17 protein-coding genes and 1 pseudogene are annotated in these 19736 nt (G+C 40.5%); 5 read left to right on the forward strand and 13 right to left on the reverse strand.

The window, feature by feature from the left end; genetic code table 11:
• The first annotated feature begins 320 nt into the window (after window positions 1–320).
• A complete protein-coding gene (locus ACTWPM_RS08020; protein ID WP_443132539.1) occupies window positions 321–1190 on the forward strand; it encodes an SDR family oxidoreductase in 870 nt (289 codons plus the stop codon).
• 18 nt (window positions 1191–1208) lie between these two features.
• Window positions 1209–1736, forward strand: a complete 528-nt coding sequence (locus tag ACTWPM_RS08025) for a D-lyxose/D-mannose family sugar isomerase (RefSeq protein ID WP_443132540.1) — start codon at window positions 1209–1211, stop codon at window positions 1734–1736.
• Between the two features lie 235 nt (window positions 1737–1971).
• On the opposite strand, the gene ACTWPM_RS08030 is transcribed toward ACTWPM_RS08025, so the two are convergent.
• From ACTWPM_RS08030 to ACTWPM_RS08050, 5 genes are all read right to left on the reverse strand, one after another.
• The gene (locus ACTWPM_RS08030) at window positions 1972–2145 is read right to left on the reverse strand and encodes a hypothetical protein (protein ID WP_443132541.1); all 174 of its coding nucleotides are present in this window, start codon (window positions 2143–2145) and stop codon (window positions 1972–1974) included.
• Window positions 2146–2357: 212 nt separating this feature from the next.
• The gene (locus tag ACTWPM_RS08035) at window positions 2358–2798 is read right to left on the reverse strand and encodes a hypothetical protein (RefSeq protein WP_443132542.1); all 441 of its coding nucleotides are present in this window, start codon (window positions 2796–2798) and stop codon (window positions 2358–2360) included.
• Window positions 2799–3381: 583 nt separating this feature from the next.
• Complete coding sequence (locus ACTWPM_RS08040) at window positions 3382–3606, reverse strand: aldehyde dehydrogenase family protein (RefSeq protein ID WP_443132543.1); 225 nt, start codon at window positions 3604–3606, stop codon at window positions 3382–3384.
• Window positions 3607–4258: 652 nt separating this feature from the next.
• Window positions 4259–5878, reverse strand: coding sequence for an FAD-dependent monooxygenase (locus tag ACTWPM_RS08045; RefSeq protein WP_443132544.1), 1620 nt, complete (start codon window positions 5876–5878; stop codon window positions 4259–4261).
• 309 nt (window positions 5879–6187) lie between these two features.
• Window positions 6188–6757 (reverse strand): hypothetical protein, encoded by a 570-nt coding sequence (locus ACTWPM_RS08050; RefSeq protein WP_443132545.1) that lies wholly within the window; start codon window positions 6755–6757, stop codon window positions 6188–6190.
• Window positions 6758–7551: 794 nt separating this feature from the next.
• On the opposite strand from ACTWPM_RS08050, the gene ACTWPM_RS08055 reads away from it, so the two are divergent.
• Entirely contained in the window at window positions 7552–8289 is a 738-nt protein-coding gene (locus ACTWPM_RS08055; protein WP_443132546.1) for a hypothetical protein, read from the forward strand.
• Between the two features lie 133 nt (window positions 8290–8422).
• Here ACTWPM_RS08055 and ACTWPM_RS08060 read toward each other — a convergent pair whose 3' ends face one another.
• The 8 genes from ACTWPM_RS08060 to ACTWPM_RS08095 form a co-directional block, all read right to left on the reverse strand.
• On the reverse strand, window positions 8423–8707 hold the full coding sequence (locus ACTWPM_RS08060) for a hypothetical protein (protein ID WP_443132547.1): 285 nt from the start codon (window positions 8705–8707) through the stop codon (window positions 8423–8425).
• A 294-nt stretch (window positions 8708–9001) separates the two neighbouring features.
• Entirely contained in the window at window positions 9002–9538 is a 537-nt protein-coding gene (locus ACTWPM_RS08065) for a hypothetical protein (RefSeq protein WP_443132548.1), read from the reverse strand.
• Window positions 9539–9735: 197 nt separating this feature from the next.
• Entirely contained in the window at window positions 9736–10263 is a 528-nt protein-coding gene (locus ACTWPM_RS08070; protein WP_443132549.1) for a hypothetical protein, read from the reverse strand.
• Window positions 10264–10338: 75 nt separating this feature from the next.
• Window positions 10339–10833 carry a hypothetical protein gene (locus ACTWPM_RS08075; protein ID WP_443132550.1) on the reverse strand — a complete coding sequence of 165 codons (495 nt, stop codon included), beginning with the start codon at window positions 10831–10833 and terminating at the stop codon, window positions 10339–10341.
• Window positions 10834–11277: 444 nt separating this feature from the next.
• On the reverse strand, window positions 11278–12966 hold the full coding sequence (locus ACTWPM_RS08080) for a glycoside hydrolase family 13 protein (protein WP_443132551.1): 1689 nt from the start codon (window positions 12964–12966) through the stop codon (window positions 11278–11280).
• 44 nt (window positions 12967–13010) lie between these two features.
• Complete coding sequence (locus ACTWPM_RS08085) at window positions 13011–13835, reverse strand: carbohydrate ABC transporter permease (RefSeq protein ID WP_443132552.1); 825 nt, start codon at window positions 13833–13835, stop codon at window positions 13011–13013.
• Window positions 13836–13867: 32 nt separating this feature from the next.
• Window positions 13868–15190 (reverse strand): carbohydrate ABC transporter permease, encoded by a 1323-nt coding sequence (locus ACTWPM_RS08090; RefSeq protein WP_443132553.1) that lies wholly within the window; start codon window positions 15188–15190, stop codon window positions 13868–13870.
• A gap of 21 nt (window positions 15191–15211) precedes the next feature.
• Window positions 15212–16489 (reverse strand): ABC transporter substrate-binding protein, encoded by a 1278-nt coding sequence (locus ACTWPM_RS08095; protein WP_443132554.1) that lies wholly within the window; start codon window positions 16487–16489, stop codon window positions 15212–15214.
• A gap of 632 nt (window positions 16490–17121) precedes the next feature.
• On the opposite strand from ACTWPM_RS08095, the gene ACTWPM_RS08100 reads away from it, so the two are divergent.
• Together ACTWPM_RS08100 and ACTWPM_RS08105 are read left to right on the forward strand one after the other, a co-directional pair.
• Window positions 17122–17781, forward strand: coding sequence for a DUF3889 domain-containing protein (locus tag ACTWPM_RS08100; protein ID WP_443132555.1), 660 nt, complete (start codon window positions 17122–17124; stop codon window positions 17779–17781).
• Window positions 17782–18298: 517 nt separating this feature from the next.
• Window positions 18299–19690: pseudogene (locus tag ACTWPM_RS08105) on the forward strand (glycoside hydrolase family 3 N-terminal domain-containing protein); the annotation flags it as partial.
• Window positions 19691–19736: the final 46 nt, after the last annotated feature.

A 19736-nucleotide genomic window follows, 5' to 3' on the forward strand; every position in this document is an offset into this window, starting at 1 on the left:
GTCGAAAGCGGCCGTCGAAATATAGAAATTTCCGAATAGATCTGAGAATTCTATCTTTCTATAAAAGTATTGGACCAGTTTAATAGGAAGCTGGTCGAATTTTGGGTCTAGGCACCTCGTTTAAATTAACAATATCATTTAACTTCAAATCATCTGCATTAAGTTCAGCATAAAATGGTAGTCCAAAGGTATTCCATATATTAAAAACCTCCACGTTATTTAATACACATTTTTTGCATCCGTTTACAAATGTTTACATGGTGAAGGGAAAAGGTATTTTCCTTACATATGCAAAAAATAAAGAATAAAAGGAGAATGGTATGAATATCCAAAAACGCCAGCTGGGCGGCCAGCCGAAACAGACACAAGCGAAACAGCCGGGAATCGAGTCTGAGATGGATCCACTTCCTGTCCAGCCGCTTGATTATAAAGGAGCCGAAAAATTGAAGGGGCAGGTATCTCTAATCACAGGAGGAGACAGTGGAATTGGGCGTGCAGTAGCTCTTGCTTATGCGAAAGAAGGAGCTGACATTGCCATAAACTTTGTTAGTGGTGAAGAAAGTGATGCAGAGCAGACGAAGGAATGGATTGAACAGGAAGGGGCAGATTGTCTATTTGTCCCGGGAGATATTACAGAAGAAGACACGTGTAAACAGTTAATTGAGAAGACAGTTGACCACTTTGGAAAACTTGATATTCTCGTCAATAATTCAGCCGTTCAGTACCCAACCGATGACCTGCAGGACATTTCGTACGAGCAATGGGATAAGACATTTAAAACGAATATTTACGCTATTTTTCATTTAACAAAATTTGCACTGCCGTATCTAAAAGAAGGAAATTCCATTATCAATACGACTTCAGTAAATCCTTATAAAGGGAATCCCGAGCTGATTGATTATACAGCAACAAAAGGTGCGATCGTTGGTTTCACCCGAAGCATGGCTGCTAACCTCGTCGAACAAGGTATCCGCGTCAATATGGTAGCTCCTGGTCCGATCTGGACGCCGCTCATTCCATCGACTTTTGATGAAGAAAAGGTCGGCAAATTCGGAACAGATACACCAATGAACCGTCCAGGCCAGCCTTCTGAACTTGTAGGACCCTATGTCCTTCTAGCCTCTAAAGAAGGGTCCTACATGACTGGCCAGTGTATTCATGTAAACGGCGGTCAAATTATGACTTCATAAGAAAGGAGGCTGACTTCAATGAGTTTACAAAGCTTATCAAAACGAGAAGTTCAGCGGAAAACAAATGAGTATTTTCAAATGGCCGATATAATCTTAAGTGATGAAGAAATCCAATCCATTCAGGTGAATGATTTCGGGATTAACCGTCTGGACGAGATTGGCCTTCAGCTGTTTGTATATATAAATACAGACCGCTACTGCGCCAAAGAGTGGGTACTGTTCCCACGCCAGACGTGTCCGGAGCACCACCACCCGCCCGTCACAGAAGGAGACCCTGGCAAAGAGGAAACCTTTCGCGTGAAGTTCGGGAGTGTCTACCTTTATGTAGAGGGCGAGCCTACGGAACATCCCAAAACTGAACCTCCAAAAGGAGAGAAAGAGCATTTTACCGCAGCTCACGAAGTCATTCTTAAGGCAGGCGATCAATATACCATCCCGCCGAATACCAAACACTGGTTTCAAGCCGGGGAAGCCGGAGCGGTAACTGCAGAATACTCTTCACCAAGTACAGATGAGCACGATATTTTTACCCATCCGGATATTTAAAGAAAAGCAGAGCCATGGTGGTTCTGCTTTTTTACTTACATTATAGATGATTAACGCGGATTCCTTCCCGAGCCAATCATTACAAAGCTCTGAATAAGAAGGAAAAAGTACCTTCCCGTTTGTAGCCGTGACTTTTGAATAGCGACGATAACTAAAATTCAACGAAGATTTACTTTCCCAGTTATCGGAATTCTCTTTTTTAAAAAATGCTCGCACTCAACCCTCATCAGCTACTTCAAAGGCCTGTGACTATCCAAATAATTAATAAAGCAAATATTATAGCACCTCCTGTATGAACCCAATTCCCCTTAGGTCTCCCTTCTGCATTTGCATAATCCTTAAGAATAATAGCTCCCCATCCTCCAGCAATTAATAGAAAAATAATCACCGGCATAACTACTTCACTCATTGGAATCCTCCTTCGACTATAAGTTTATAACTGAACCAATATAAGTAAAAAAGCGATTATCTAAAGTAGATAATCACCTTCAATGGGTTAAGAATCGATATCATTTCCAGGTTGTCAAATACTTTTCCAGAGTATGATTCATGATCAAGCGATACCCCATTATCTATAAAGTCCAACCTGAGTCAGCTTCGTCCTTAAAGTAAGATTTTCAATCAATGACTCTGCATTAAGTTTGCAACCTTGGCAAACAACCCGCTTAGTCCGAGATAAATGTGATAAAAGCTTAGCCCGCAAATTGCCCCAATTGCAACAGTTCTTAGAAAATCTATTATTGAAGTAGATGATTTAAATCCCTCTACCGTAAAATCTTCAAAGATAATGGAGTAAATAGGCGGGAAAAACATAAGCAATCCCCAAATCACAGCCCCACTCAACAAATACACGAGAAAATTAGTCAGGTAGCGGTTTCTCCATTGAACCCATAAGTACATAATCTTAACAATTATCCCGCTCCCCACAAAAATTACAAAAGCAACTAAAAATACTAGCAACGTATATCCTGCGCTGCCTCGCGAATAAAAATAAAGACTGACGACTAATGCAGCCAACATACTTGTTGCGATTTGGATTATTCCTTCTTTCAACTTATCCAATGCTATTCCCCCTTACTTTGTAAAACCGTTATAGCGCTGGTGATAAGTCATATGAAGAAAGATAGAAATGGAACCTGCTTTAAAGATATGATTAGCTTTAAAGAGTTTCTGAAAAAAGACCTTAAGTAGTAATTGGAACTTTCATTCGGTGGCATTACGAAAAAGCACCTCGGTCATGAGTTTTTTTGGCTTGATTATTATCTGCTTACTAAACCGGTTATTCCGAGAGCAAAAAGAGCTACAATGATGAGCAAGATGATCACTACTACCCAAATTATAGTTTTAACCAAGTCACTTTGCATTTGTTAACCCACCTCCTTAACACAGACATCCTCATCACCGGAAACTTTATGTAATACGAACTGGCCCGGGATCCGCTAAGCCCCGGCACCTCTCCTTCTTTATTACCATCTTTCAGATAGGTAATAAACCTGCATTTGTAATTTTTTACAAATAGCGGATATGCAGGTTTGACCGGCATTCCGAAAGTTTGAAGCGATGGTCCCTTCTCCCGCGGCTTCACATCCGCATCGTGCAGGACACTTAAGGGAGCCTGTCCGTCCAGCTCAAGCGAAACTTTTTTTCATGATCTGCGCTTTGTTTCATTAAACAGCTTGCCGACTTCGGTGAAACCGGTAAAGGTAAGCTTGCGAACGTCTTTACTGTTATGAACCGTTTCGCTAAATGCTTCGTTTGGAGTAACCACCATATTGACAACGCCCTGCGGGGTTCCTAAGGAATGGCTAGGATTTATGAATCCTTCAAACCCTATTACAAGCCTAAGGTACGCTGAAAAATGGTCATGCATGGAAAGTAAGTAATGTAAAAAAAGCAGAGACTCAGTTAAGTGAATCTCTGCTTTGGCTTATCAATTTTTTATATCTATTTTACTTAATGAAAATAGTTCGCACATTAAGGATATTAATCTATACGTTATCAATAACTACTTCATATAATAATCTATCCTGAACTTAGGAGGTGTATGAATTAGCTAAAGTTAATTCGAGCCGTTTCCATAGTGGTGACACCACCGGCACCACGTTTATTGGAGAAGAAGGAGCAGGTATTTTTAATCGGTAGATTTAGCGACATTGGCAATATCGAGAAAGGACTGCAATCTCGAGAACAGCCCATTCAAATAAATAATAAAGGAAAATCGTTTTAGATAGAGCTTCAAGGAAAATTAACGGTTTTAAAACGGAAAAATAATGTAGGGGAGAGCCAACACCTTCAAATTATATAAAAGCCAGGGGGTCACTGGAGAAGTGATCCCTTTACTAATGTTGACTCCTATTTGAAATGCATTTCTTGGATTAGGTAGATTAAATAGCTGATGACAATGAAAAAAATAAAACAAGCGGGGATTTGGCTCCTCGACTTCACGGTTAATAGTTATGGACAGGTCGTACATTAAAAAAGCCAACACACTCCTTTTCAGATGTGCCGGCTGCTTGTACAGTCTACCTAAAAAACTGGTTAAGCTTGTCCATCATCGTTTCCGGATCCGTCGACGTTTCGTGGAACGCAACATGGCCGTCAGGACGAATAACTAAAGTATGGCCTTTGTCCATCCCGAGCTCCTTTTTCAAGTCCCGATGGACATCGTAAATAATTGGAAGTTCGTCCCCGTCGGTTCTAATGGTACCTCCCTTCGCAACAAGGAAAATTTTTAAGAGATTCTGGTATTTTTCTTTAACCTTTTCAGAAAAGGAGTAGGCGTAATCGATTAAATCCTGATTTTGAGCGTCGATATAAATAAAGCAGAGGTATCCATGTTTTTCGATAAGAGGGTACAGTCTCTCGTCATTCGTTCCATCAAAGAATAACAAGTGATCCGGAACTCGTTTGCCTGCTTGAAGGGCTCCTCTTTTAAGGGATGAATTCCGCAGCTTCTTATTTCTCTCCGTCTTGTTGTATTCGTTCTCTACATGGGATAAGCGATTAGCTATGATCCCTTCTATCCAGCTCTGTGTTAATGCTGCTTTCCCTGTCCAGTTACGGATTTCACCTCCGATTCCTACTAAATTAATGACCTTGAGCATGGCGGAAGTTTCCTTCAGAATCTCCTTTCCGATTGGAGACCGCTCTTCGTGATAGCTGTTAAGAAAGGCGTCATCAGCAAACCCTTTTAATACAGCGTCAAGCTTCCAGCCGAGGTTCGCTGCGTCCTGCAGACCGAGATTCATCCCCTGCCCGCCCAACGGGTTATGGATGTGTGCCGCATCTCCTATAAAGAATACGCGTCCGGACCGATAATTGGGAACCTGTCGATGAGCCGTACCGAAGTAGGTGAGCCATGTTGGATTCTCTACTTCATAAGACAATTTAAGAATCGTGTTCATACTTTCCTGCAGTTCTTTTAAAGAGAGATCGTCCTGATGGGGAAGCCCCTGCTTGGCCCGACCCATACCAACCACACGATAACTGCCATCACCATAAGGGAAAAAAGCGACGGCGCCACGGTCGTTAAGGGTCATATCAATGTATATCTCGTTAAGGTCAGGAATATCTACATCCCCAAGGAAAAATGTTAATCCTTCATCTTCACCAATAAAATCTACACCCAGGTCTTCACGCACTTTACTATGGGCACCATCACAGGCGATTAAGTATTTGGAGAAGTACTTTTTCAGCTCACCCTCATGCACAGCACTTACATAAACGCCCCGATCGGACTGGATCACTTCTACAACTTCATGCTCCCGCTCGACTTTACCGCCTGAAGTTTGTAAATGATCTTCTAATATCGTTTCTGTCTGACTTTGAGGGATAATGAACAGATAAGGATACCTGCTTTTTATATGATAAAGTTCAACCAGCGATGGTTTCTCTCCACCCAAGTGAAGCTTAGCCCCGGGGCCAGGATATCCCTTTTTCAAAAAGGATTTATGAATACCCAAAAGTTCAAACATTTCAATCGTTCTTGCCTGGATGCCGAGCGCTTTCGAAAGTTCTGACGGTCCCGCCCTCTTCTCTAAACAGATGAAATCTACATCTCTTTTCTGCAGTTCATTAGCTGCCATAAGCCCTGATGGACCAGCTCCAATAATAAGCACATCTGTTTCAATAACGGAAGTCATAGACAGCGCTCCTTTCCTCCATTTATATGGGTTTATATAAATAATCATTGCGGCCAATTGAACCTGCACTGTTACCCCAGTGCAAGCTTCCGCGTTTCCGATCATAATTAACTAGTAAACATGTCATAGTACGATACCCGTAATCTATTTCCTCATGCACGATACGACACATTCCAGCACATACCACATTTATACATTTATAATAAATAATCAGCCTTGCTAATGTAAAAGAACCCCTTTTAACCATGAATGGTAAGAGAGGTTCTCAGAAGCCTATGTATAGGTCTTTTCAGCATTATTCCATATAGTTTATTCGGATGATCTGTCATCGAGGATTGTAATTTTCCTATTACCACTGATTAAACTTCTTAAGCGCGGATCCACCTTTCTTGCTCTCCATATAATCTGAGAAAAGTTTGCAGGAGCGAATTTGTAGTGGTCGATCAAATATTGCTCAAATGCCTCATGATCCACCTGATTGTTATGTTCTTTTGCATAATTAATTAATATACGGGTCAATTCTTTATAACTCATACTCTTATCTGAATCCTTTGAAAAGGCTTCAGAGTTCGTGGATAGAATATAATCATGCTTGGTAGGTTCTTTCGAATGTTCTTCTTTATAATGATTCGTAGTCTTTTCTATTAAAAGATCGGCAGGAATATTCGCGCCGTATCGCTTTAAATCTTCATCCGTTTCGGCAAGTGTCTTTAAAATAGCGGAAGTATCGGGATCCTCATTTCTCTCTTCCAGATGTTCCAGGCGTCGAATTAAATCCTGCTGTTCATCTGTAAGCTTTTCGATCATTTCCCTTAGATGTTTTTTTTCTTCCAGTATATTCTCTAAACGCATAGCTATCGCTTGTTTTAATGTAAACATGCGCCGGGCCTCCTTTAAACGTACCACTTATAGAATCATGATAGCATATGAAAAAGGAAGGATATTCTAATATATCTCAGATATCATAAAATTGATAAAAAAGTTGCTGTTATTGGTTTTCTTTTCCCTTATTTCTGATTGTTAAAAACAGGATTTCCCGGTCGAACCACGTGTAGTTCTGCCCAGTAAAGTAAAAGACGGGGTACAGAAGTCGCGAAATTATCTGGCCGGATTGTAGAGATGTTTTTCCAGAAGGCTGTGTTAGCTTTTAATGTTGGAGATATTTCTTTTTGAACTAACTTCCCCAATTGTTTAAGAATTGAAATCAAGATAATCTGAAGAATGTTCATATGCGGCGTGCGTATCTGATCTTTTTGGACAGTACATATATATTTTGTAAAATATTCCAATAAGCAATATATTAAACCTAAGAACTTATTTTAGGAGGGACTGCATGAAGGATCTGGATGGAGCGCTTACTATACTTCTTTTTATTTTTTTGGCTCTGTTAAAGTTTAGTGTTGATATTACTACAAAAAAGGAACTTCCAATAATATGGAAGTTCCTTTTTTTTATATTTGGCTTATTCAACTAAAGCCCCCTATTCTGGAACACTCGAAATCAAGATAATCTTACTAAAATGCGCTCAGCCTTTAAAAGAGTTGATAAAGTTTACTTTCGTTAATCTTTACTTACAAAGTGAGTGGCCTTTCATAAACTATTGCATACCTTTCAATTTGTTCACATAATATTATGGGACAACTTAGAATCTCCAACTGAAAGGGGAAATCATCTTGATCAGAGAATTGAAATTTTTAGTGAATCGTAGAATTATCTTCACATTAGGAGCATTTATCCTTCTTTACTTGAGTGTCACTTTGTTCAGAGCGCCTAATTTCACATTATTTGAACCGTTTGACTTTTTCACTCTCCATCTTGAAGGTCTTTTGCCAGCATTATTTCCATTACTTATTACAGCTTTATACCTTACTCCTTCTGTGAAAAAACGAATCCTTAATAATGAGTTACCTATTAAAAACCGTCTATTATTAAATTCATATTTTTTCTTTTTACTTTCATTTTCATTCATTTTCTTGCCTTTTCTTTTTGCTTTTTACATTGAGCCTCTCTTAGGTTTTGTAGATTATACTGTTATGAAAACCTTTGAAAGGGACAGTCACACTTTTAGTCAGTTAATGAATTATGGAACAATTACTTATGGAGTCGTATATTCTAGTTGGGTTGCTATTAATACAGTTATTTATGCTTCGCTGTCGCTACTTTTACTAATGAAAATTAACAAGATCTTAGCTTTCTCCCTGCCTTTTCTTATTTATTGGGGAGCACACATCATTACAGCAAACCTATCATTAGAAGTTTTCTCACCGATCTATAGTGTTTTTCCATTTATCATTACACAGCAGCCTATATGGACGGCATTCATTCCTTTTGCTGGTTTGATCATTATCATTTTAAGCCTCACCTTACTTATTCCTTACACAAGAAAAATCACTTTTGCTAAATTTCAATAATGAGTTTGCAGACGTTTTCCCTAGCGGGAGACGTCTTTCTTTATGTGCGCTTGCAGAAGAATGTTCTCGTAAAGTTGCTTATTGAAGAAAAGCCCCCTTTTCATCAATACTCGAATTCGAGACTTTTTACTATTCAACCACTTCCAATTTCCAAGAGATACATGAATATTATAGGTAGTATAAACACAGTTAGGTGAATAAATAAGCAAGGAACATTTATTAATTTATCTTTTCTACTTTGCGCCGTATAAATTTCCCTCGAAGCTAGTATTATACCTGCCAATGAAAAAGTCGCTATAATTGGAACTAGAATTAGTGCAAGCCCCGTATTCCCCGCGGAAAAGAAAATCGCTACGGAAATACTAGCAATTAAGATTAAAGCAGTTAAAATTAATGAATACTTTGTTGGTTTTCTCAAAAATTCCCCTCCTTTATATATGAATTTAAAAAAAAGCTTCAGCACCCCTTTGTATAAATTACGAACACTCACCTTTAAAGTTTCAAAAATTATCCATTTACACTTACTATCTCTAAAATGAATCCTCAACTAACCTGCTCGTTTAGTAAAAAGGCGATTGCTCATATTGAACAATCGCCCCCTTTTCTATAAGACTCGAATTCAAGGTATTCTAAACATATACTGACTTGGCCAGCCTCCAATTTCATAATAACCGGCTACCCTTTACACTTACTGGCCTCGTTATTATCTCTTTTATGTTGGATTGGGAACCTCAAAATAGTAAGCTACTGAATAAATGATTTTTGTATTGTCGCTGTCGTTGCTTCTCCAATTAAAATTCACTATATAAGTGATTTCCTCTCCCTTATCACCAGTGACTTCAATAACATTCTTATCTGCTGTTTCTTGAATTCCGGTGGCGCCTTGTTGCTGATGATACAGAATTTGATCTGGCCAAGGGAAAGTATTTGGAATCCTAATCTCTATTTGATCGCCTATGCTAGCATCAATTTTCTTTGGTTTTATTTCTTGCTTTATCTTATTTAATGGCAAATCATTACCCTCAGAACATTCAGCAGAAGTCTTACACTTCAGTTTATATTTCGCCTCATAAGCTTTATTGTTATAAATAAATTGCACTTTATCAAGTTGATCTACATCTATTTTGTCTGCTATTTGATTCGTACTAGCTTTATTTGAGTTTTGAGACTCCTCCTTATTAGAACTCCCTAGTGGAGAACAAGCCCCTAAAACAATTGTAACTAGCATAATGAAAATTAATTGCTTCATTCTTAGTCTCCTTCTTTGGTAGATATAATAATAATTTATAATTAATTGGGTGGTAAAAGGCTGCGGCAACATAATCATACGAAAAACGCGAAAAAGCCAGCTAAAGATGCTGACTTTAGGAATCGGTAATTCAGATAAAGCCCCCAATAACGAAAGACTTGAATTCAAGATAAATTAAGGAATCACTTCTGGGAGTTTTATATGTCTCTCAAATTGCTGATGGTGTCATTTTGTTCATCTAAGATTTTAATGTTTTTTAACTTCTCATTATCTACCCAATTGGAGAAATAGAAAATTTGATTCTTCGTAATTTCTTGCCTCTGTTTAGATCCATTTTCACCTATTGCTAGAATACTGTCACCGTTTTCAGATAAGTTTTCACTGATCTTAACTATAAGGTAATTGTTAGGCTGTTTCTTGCCTGCCGTTTGTATTGGACTATCAGAAGAATCTAACACATTTATATTGGATAAAATTCCCTCGTTGTCTTGCTTCATTAACGAATAAAAACCCCAGGAATCTACCTTTTCAAAAATAATGACCGTCTCATTATTTATGTTTTCAATAAGTGAGGGCTCAAAGTTTTGTTTGGATAGGAATTCAGTTATTTCCTTATCAGTCAAAGAGCTGTAAGTTACTTCATTATAATTAAATACCCCTTTTAATTGATTGACCATAATATATACAAGGAAAAATAGAGCGAATATCCAAAATATTTTTTTCATAGATTCACCTCTCTCAGAATAGGTTCTATGCTTTTTCAACTAAAGCCCCCGTTTCAGGAACACTCGATTTAGAGATTATTTCTTCTCTATATATGGTTCCAGTTCATTTATCAACTCTTGAGTCTCCTCCATAAGTTCAGGATATTGAACAAAAACATTTATTAATACCACCATATAAATACCTATAGCTAAAATCAGAAAAAACTTTTCCCAAAAAGGGCTTAAAACAGATTCATTTTCTTTAATGTTAAATTTTTTCGATATTGCCCTGGAACAAGGGAAATAAAATATGGATAAGATTAGAGAAATAATAAATGCAAAGTTCTTCTTAAATTGACTTTCCTTTATCTGCAAATATGTAAGCTCACTAAGGGTTCCTTCCACAGAACCTTCATTGACATAGTGTTGGTTAATTATGTTACCTCTCCAATTATATTTTTCAATCAAGGTTACTTGTTCATCTACTTCTTTAACATTAACACCAAAAGGTACATTATAATCCCCTAACGATAGAATGTTAAATACAATAAAGATGCCTAAAAAGAATAATAGATATAATATTTTGTGCATTCTCCATCCCCTCTCTAGAAATTAGTATTAATAATCTACGGTTCAATTCTGTTTATAGTCGTTAATCTACGTACGAATTAGTACTATTAAACGTTTCAAACATCATATTATCTCGAAACTGAGTCTTCAACTAACCTGCCCTATACTTGAAGACTCAGTTTCGAGATAACTATCTGTCTTTCAATAAATTTCATCCAACGATGGGGATGACGAGTTCAGTAAGATGCGATAGTCCAACCCTTTTCCGATGGATTCAATCTCTGATTAGTTTAAGCAAATCGAATGCTCTTACATCCATCACCAATCTTATTTGAGGACTTGATTACGGAACTTACAATTGAATTGTACAAATATTAATAAATAACTTTAACAGAGTCTCCCAGAAAAAAGACAAGCTGCCCGTTTCCAAAGACAGCTTGTCTATCATACTATTCTCTATGACGTTTATTCGCGATACACTCGCGCTTCATAAGGCTTCAGCTGAAGATTTCCCCCCTCTTCTTGCTCGGAAGGATAATTGCCGATCAGCCGCTCGGCCTGTTCCACTGGAAAGGATTCGCTTACGGAGTAATCAATCGCTTCATTGGTAAAGTTCGCTACGATCAATGCTTTTTCTCCATCCAGCTCTCTTGTATAAGCATAGACCTGCTCGTCTTCAGGGTCGAGAAGCTGGTACGATCCATAAATAAGTACATCATGGCTCTTTCTCACCTGGATGAGCTCTTTATAGTAATTGAGTATAGACTCTTCGTCTTCCTGCTGCTGCTCAACGTTGATCGACGTATAATTTGGATTCACTTTGATCCATGGTTCTGCGTCTGAAAATCCGGCGTAGTTTTCATCGCTCCACTGCATCGGGGTACGCGCATTGTCTCTTCCTTTTACAAAGATGGAATGCATGATTTCCTGCTTGTCTTTCCCCTTTTCGGTAACCTGCTCGTTATACCAGTTGTGAATCTCGACATCTCGATAGTCCTCGATCGTATCAAATTGGACGTTGGTCATTCCGATTTCCTGCCCCTGGTAAATGTACGGAGTACCCTGCATCAACTGGTAGAAGGTCGCAAGCATCTTAGCGGACTCCTGATGATACTCCTCCGCATCGCCAAACCTGGAAACGGAACGGGGCTGGTCGTGATTTTCCAAATACAGGCTGTTCCATCCCTTTCCATTCAAACTGGTTTGCCAATCCGTCATAATTTCTTTCATTCTGGAAAGCTTCCATGGTTTGACCGACCATTTTCCTTCCTGGCTTCCCGGATCGCCGTCGATTTCCATATGATCGAATTGAAAAACCATACTCAGGACACCTGATTCCTCGTCGGTGAACGCAGCTCCATCTTCAGGCTTCACCATCGGGGTTTCCCCTACGGTCATCACATCATAATGATTGAGCGCCTGTTCATTCATTTCGTTCATAAACTCCATAAAACGAGGACCATTGACGAAGTGCTCGCCTCCCCATTGATACTTGTTATCTTCATTGGTAACTTCCGCATCCGGGAGACCCGGAGTTTTCGAGATTAAATTGATCACATCCATACGGAATCCATCGATGCCTTTATCCATCCAGAAGTTCATCATGTCGTACACTTCCTGCCTGACCTGTTCATTCTCCCAGTTTAAATCCGGCTGTTTGTCTGTAAAAAGGTGCAGATAGTATTGACCGGTGGCCTCGTCGTAATCCCAGGCAGACCCGCTGAAGAAGGATACCCAGTTATTTGGTTCGGCACCATTTTTTCCATCACGCCAAATATAGTAATCGCGATAGGGGTTGTCTTTAGACTTACGGGACTCTTGAAACCACGCATGTTCATCAGATGAATGATTGACCACCAGGTCCATCACCAGCCTCATCTCCCGTTTATGAATCTCCTCGAGCATATTCTCCCAATCTTCCATCGTCCCGAACTCTTGCATAATGGCTCGATAATTGCTGATATCATAGCCATTATCGTCGTTAGGAGATTGATAGACGGGAGACAGCCATAGAATATCCACGCCTAAATCTTTTAAATAATCCAGTTTCTGTGTAATTCCACGCAAGTCTCCAATGCCATCCCCGTTCGAATCATTAAAGCTTCTGGGATATACTTGATAGACCACGCCTTCTTTCCACCATTTTCTTTCCATTTGATCGACCTCCTATGAATGTATCAATTTTTAATCAGAATCTCTTATCCTTTTACAGATCCAGAGGTGAGTCCAGCTACAATCCGTCTCTGGAAAATCAGCACGATAATGACAATTGGAATCGTCACCAGAACGGTTGCCGCCGTTATATCTCCCCATGGAACGGAATATTGACTCTGGTATAGCGAGATGCCCACAGGCACTGTTTTCATCGCATCCTGTGTATTAATCGTGAGAGCAAATAAGTACTCATTCCAGGCGGCAATAAACACCAGGATGGCTGTCGTAAATACGCCGGGAGCGGCTAACGGTAAAATAATTTTTCTAAACGTCTGAAACGGAGTCGCCCCGTCCAGTTTCGCTGATTCTTCTAGCGAATAAGGAATGTTCTGAAAGAATGTCGCGAGAATCCAGATCGCAAGCGGAAGGCTGATGGTAATGTAAGGAATCACCAGCCCCGGGTATGTGTTCCGCAGCCCAAAGTCCGTCACAAAGTCATAGATGGGCGAAATAATCGCAATGGGCGGGAACATGGATGATGCGAGCACCACCCCAAGAATCACACTCTTAAACCGGATGGGCAGACGCGTGACGGCATAAGCTGTAAAAGCAGCACAGCCTATAGCTAACACCGTTGTTGCCCCGGAGACGATAAAGCTGTTCAGCATATAACGAAGCAGCGGACGTGTCGTTAAAGCAGATTCATACGATTGAAAAGAAATACCAGATCCGAACCACGCAAAAGGTGCTCCGAATATATCCCCGAGGGGCTTAATCGATGTCAAGAATATCCATAGAAATGGAAACATGACAAGAAAGACAAAGACTATTAAAAATAGGTAAAACCACGGTCCTGCTTTTCGCTGCATAATGCTCCTCCTAACTGGGTAAGTTTAGTATCTTAACCTTTTTGTTTTCCTGCCATAAGATCAGAACCGATAAACCGGATAAATAATGTACTGATAATCGCTACACAGATAAAGACAATTACGGAGAGAGCGGATCCTGCTCCGAAGTTCTGCTGTGCGAATAAAACTTTGTAGGCGTACACGGAAACAGCCTCTGTCGCATTGGCTGGTCCTCCTCCCGTTAATACGTAAATCAAATCAAATACACGGAAGGCATCCAGTGTTCTGAATAAAAGCGCCACGAGAATGGTAGAACGGAGCATTGGAAGGGTGATCTTGTAAAACCGGTTCCAGGCATTGGCTCCATCCACTTCCGCAGATTCATATAACTGATTAGGAATGGTCTGCAAACCTGCCAGTAACAGCAGCGCCATGTAAGGTGTGGTTTTCCACACGTCTGTGAAGATAATGGAGAAGATCGCTCCTGCACTCGTCGTCAGCAGCTGACCGGCATCCTGAATGATTCCGAGCTGCTCGAAATAGTGGGCAATGACTCCCGATTGACCATCATAGAGGAATTTCCAAATCATCGCAGACACGGCCGTTGGGATCGCCCATGGGACAAGCACCGATGCCCGGACGGCTCCTCTCCCGATAAACGCACGGTTGATTAGAAGCGCAATGGCCAGTCCTAATATCAGCTCAAAAAATACAGAAACGACGGTAAATAACGTGGTTACACCAATGGATGACCATAGTCTAGGTTCTTGAAGGTACTGAGCGTAATTCCCAAAGCCGACAAAGTTCTCCTTCATAAAACTTGAGTCCATTAGTTTCATTTGACCGGATAAGTCGCTTAGCCTGGTCGCCATCTCACCGTCCTGGTCACTTGACAGCGAAGCCAGCGTCTCCGACCGTTCGGTTAAGTAAGCAGAATAATCTTCCTTAAAGGATTCATCTATGGATACGTATTTCAGTGATTGATCCTTTACGGCATAATGCGATCGAACCGTTTCCAGCACTTCATTAAACTTCTCTTCATGATCGCCCTCTGCAAGGAATGTACGGTGCCGTTCATTAATTCCCTGCTGAATATTTTCTACTTCACTAGTTACTTCTTCCGTACTTGAATCCGCAAGAATTTCTTCTATGGTCTTGTTTACGAAATCGTAGTTATCCGCGTACCGCTCCATGTTAATCTCACTCCCGAGTGTACGCTGGGATAAGGAAGGGTCATTGAGACGGTAATCAAATAAGCTGTTCCAAAACGACAACATGATCGGCCACAATACTATGACAGCGATAAGTATTAAGGAAGGCGCTACCATCGCATACCCGAGCTGCTTCTCGCTAAGCGAGAATCGACGCTTACTCATTTTTCATCCTCCTTCTCGCTTTTATTCGTTAACAACGCTTTCTATCTCTCTTTGCAGATTCTGCGCCGCTTGTTCTGGCGAGACATCTCCAGCCAGGGCTTTAGAAATTTCAATTTGAATAATGTCGGTGATTTTCGGATAATTCGGTGTCACCGGGCGAGGCACAGCATTCTGTAATGTCTCTACAAATGCCTCATTTGCAAATACTGGAGAAGCTTCTTTTACTGCTTCATCATCATAAAGAGACTTAATGGTCGGAGCTACCCCTCCCGCGGTCGCGCTAATTTTCTGACCTTCTTCACTCGTCATGAACTTAACAAATTCCCAGGCAGCTTCTGGATGTTCAGTATACTTGTTGATCATCGTAACCCAGCCGCCAAGCGTAGATGCTGACTGTTCATCGCCTTTTGGCAGTAAAGAGAACCCGACATCTCCCGCAACGTCTGATTTTTCCTCATTAGCAGAAGAGGCTTGCAAATAAGGCCAGTTCCGGGCGAAAACTGTATTTCCTTGTATAAAGGCTGTTTCCGTTTCCAGTTCAGTAAAGTTTAATATGTTATTCGGCACGTAGTTGGACTGGGCGATTTCCGTCATTTTACGAATTCCTTCAATCGCTTCCGGGCTATCGACCACCACTTCTCCTACATCATTAATGACTTCACCGCCATAGGCATGGATGAACTCAATCGCGTTCACGACAATCCCTTCATACTGGTTTGCCTGCATCACATAACCAAAGTTGGTCCCCGCTTCTCCCTGGAGATTACCAGCCATGTCACTCAGTTCATCCCATGTCTCCGGTGGCTCGTCTACAATATCGTCCCGGTAAAACAATAAGCCGGCATCGGTAAATTTAGGAATCGCCCACGTCCGGCCATTAAACGTAACGGAATCAACAGTTCCTTCAAAATACTTGTTCATATCGAAGTTATCTTCTTCGATAAACCGGTCTAACCCCATCACATAACCAGCTTGAGCGAATTCCGCTGGCCATACAACGTCCGCATCAAAAACATCAATTTCTGCACTTCGCCCACTTAATGTGGTCACATACTGGTCGTGCTGCTGACCACTGTCTGATGGCATTTCCCGGTATTTGATGTTAATGTTCGGATGCTCTTCTTCAAAAGCTTCGATCAACTTTTCGTTTCCTTCCGTTGTATCGACACCTCTCGCATAAACAAGGGTGACTTCATCACTGTCTCCAGCTGATTCGTCCGAGCTGCACCCTGCCACAAGCAGGAGACTCACCATGATTCCCGATAATAGCCCCTGCCTTATTGGTCTTATTTTCATCATGCTCCCTCCTTTTTCGTTAAAACGAATATGTAATCGTTACCATGACACAACTGTAAATTATTTTACATTATATTTCAAATTATTCTAAATATTTCATTAGTGAAATATTTAAAACTCTTCTTTTTAGAATTGAAGGCTTTTGTCTGAATGTTATTTGAGTGGATACAAAAAATACCTGCGGGATCTATAATCCAACAGGTATTGCTTTTGTATTAGAGTTTTACTATAAAATTACTACTTTTACACTCAAATCATTAACACAAATACTTTAATCTCTTCTATCATTTTTCTACTCCTTACTAAGAAAGATTTATTCTATGGATTATCTTCATGGCTTATGAATCTGGCTGCCGTGGAAAGATAATCCACCTAGTCGAACAGAATCCACTTCAATTATCGTTGGATACAATTATGATTGGGAAAAATATTGCCCGGGTGATATTTTAATTGAATGGATTGACTCTTCATAGACTGTGAAAAAGAAACAAAATCCTTATCCACTTTAATTTCTTAATCAACTATATTACCAGGTGGATGTCTGAAAGACTTGCTTAATAATCACCTTTTTCACAGCTTAACGAGGGAATGCATAGGCTAATGAGGATATTAAAGAAAATTAAGGAGGAAAGCGGATGCATTCTCATTATTACCCTGGGCCTTACGGCTATCCGTATATACCTGTCCCTTATCAAGAGCAATCTTATTCTCGATATTCTTATCCTGACTACTTTCCGTACCATCAAAGTTATTACGACTATAGACAGCCTGTTCGAGGTCAGGCCACATGGACAGAAGGCGGAACTGTCACCCAATGCGGCATCCCCTGGTCCAATAACCAGTACATGACTGCGGCTGTAGGCAGTAATTCACCGTACCAATGCGGTCAGGCAATTAAGGTGCGTAATGTAACGAACGGCAGAGTTGTGATCGTAACTGTGGTCGACAAAGTACCGAATTATCCAGCCAATAAAATAAATCTCCATAGAAAAGCTTTTGAAGCTCTCGGTGCCAATATTGATTTAGGGATTATTAATGTAGATATTACGCCCTCCCCTGAGCTGGAAGAAGAAAAATGGGGAAAATATCTGCTCGAGATTATTCAGGCAGCCTACCCGAACTATAACGTAACGGATTATAGTAAGGTTAGTAAAAATCAGGTCAACGGCGGACAAATTAGAGAAGTCTTTAAATTTGTCATGACCTCCCCTCAGGAAACGACCAATATTCAGGGATCGGTTGTTTATAATCCGAATACAGATCGAATTAATTCCATTAATTTTAAAGAAGTATAAGCCACGAAACTATCAGCATTCAGAGAAGCAGGAACACCCCCCGCTTCTCTTTATTAATTACATTATATGGAATAAAACCCCACCTCAGATCATACATTCTTTTCCACCTCAGGTCATCCAGTATTTGGCTTTCATAACTTATTATTTTATGTTTTATATATTATTCCGACATGATATTTCAAAAATGGTTCCTATGTCGCAGGAATTTAGGGATGGAAAAATAGACCAAAGGTGGCAGACAGGGCCAAAAGTGGTATAGACGACTATATCATTTATACGGTACGCTTTTATTACATATTGAAAACGCTTTCAACAATTATCCTCTCTTTATCCTTCTTTTCAACGTACAAACAACCTATGATCTCGTACATAATCTCTGATGTTTTGCAAAAGCTGGATCTTTTACATAGCGGTCCACCTTTTTCAAATAGATAAATTTAAGGAGGAATGATGAATGAGAAAAATGGGAAAATGGATGTTCATTGTCACGCTGACCATTTGTATGCTGCTTCCGTCGATGTTTGAAAATTCAAAGGCGACGGCATCAGATGAGGGAAACAAGTCTGATTTGATCATCCTTCAAAATGTTCCGCAGTCGGATGTAAACGTAGAAGGGGACAGCTTTGACCTCAGCGCTTTAAATGTCTATGAGGACGGTTATTTCAAAAAGGTGAACGAAGGGTTGGAATGGTCCTCGGAAAATCCCAGAGTCGCAAAGGTAGATCAGAACGGGAACGTTACTTTTACAGGAAAACCGGGCCGAGCGTGGATCTCGGTTACGAACGGGGATCATACGGACCGGATTGCGGCGCACGCCAAACCGAAGCGTGATAATGGAGAAGCCTATATAAGTAAGAACCTTATTAAAGAAAAAGGTGATCGTTACAATCTGGTGGCTCACGCACTTGAAAATATGACGATGGAAGAAAAAGTCGGCCAGATGCTGATGCCGGACTTTAGAAAATGGGACGGAGAAAATGTAACGAAAATGCTGCCGGAAATTGAAGAGCAAGTGAAAAAGTATCACCTTGGCGGCGTGATTTTATTCCGTGAGAATGTCGTTACAACAGAACAAACCGCTGAACTTGTGTCCAATTATCAAACGGCCGCTGAAAAATACGGTTTACTTATGACGATTGATCAGGAAGGCGGTATCGTAACAAGACTACAATCAGGTACGGACTTTCCAGGGAACATGGCCTTAGGCGCCACACGTTCTGAGGAAATCACTCAAAATGTCGGACAAGCAATTGGTGAGGAGCTCTCTTCTCTAGGTATTAATATGAACCTGGCTCCTGTGGTAGATGTGAACAACAATCCTGATAATCCGGTCATTGGCGTACGATCCTTCAGTGGAAACCCTGAGCTTACGGCTAAAATGGGAGTAGCTTACACGAAAGGTCTGCAGGAAACGGGCGTGGCAGCAACAGCTAAACACTTCCCGGGTCACGGAGATACAGCTGTCGATTCCCATCTGGGACTGCCGGAAGTTCCACATGATAAAGAACGATTGAAAGAAGTAGAACTGTATCCTTTCCAAAAAGCAATGGATGCGGGGATTGACGCTGTAATGACAGCTCATGTCACCTTCCCGAAGATTGATGATACGAAAGTAACTTCGAAAAAAGACGGCACGGAAATTGCACTTCCTGCTACCTTATCGGAAAAAGTTCTGACCGGGCTGATGCGCAAGGAAATGGGCTTTGAAGGGGTTGTCATTACTGACGCGCTGAATATGAACGCCATTCAGGATCACTTTGGCCCTGTCGATGCGGTCATCCGTTCCATTAATGCTGGTACAGATATCGTACTGATGCCTGTCGGTCTGGAAAAAGTGGCAAATGGCATTTATGAAGCCATTGATTCTGGAGAGATTGAGATGGACACCATCAACAAATCTGTGGAGCGAATTTTGACGTTAAAATTAAATCGCGGCATTATCAAGTCAGAGAATC

Origin of the sequence: Halobacillus sp. K22 (assembly GCF_052246795.1) — a bacterium.
In the GTDB taxonomy this organism is placed as follows: domain Bacteria; phylum Bacillota; class Bacilli; order Bacillales; family Halobacillaceae; genus Halobacillus.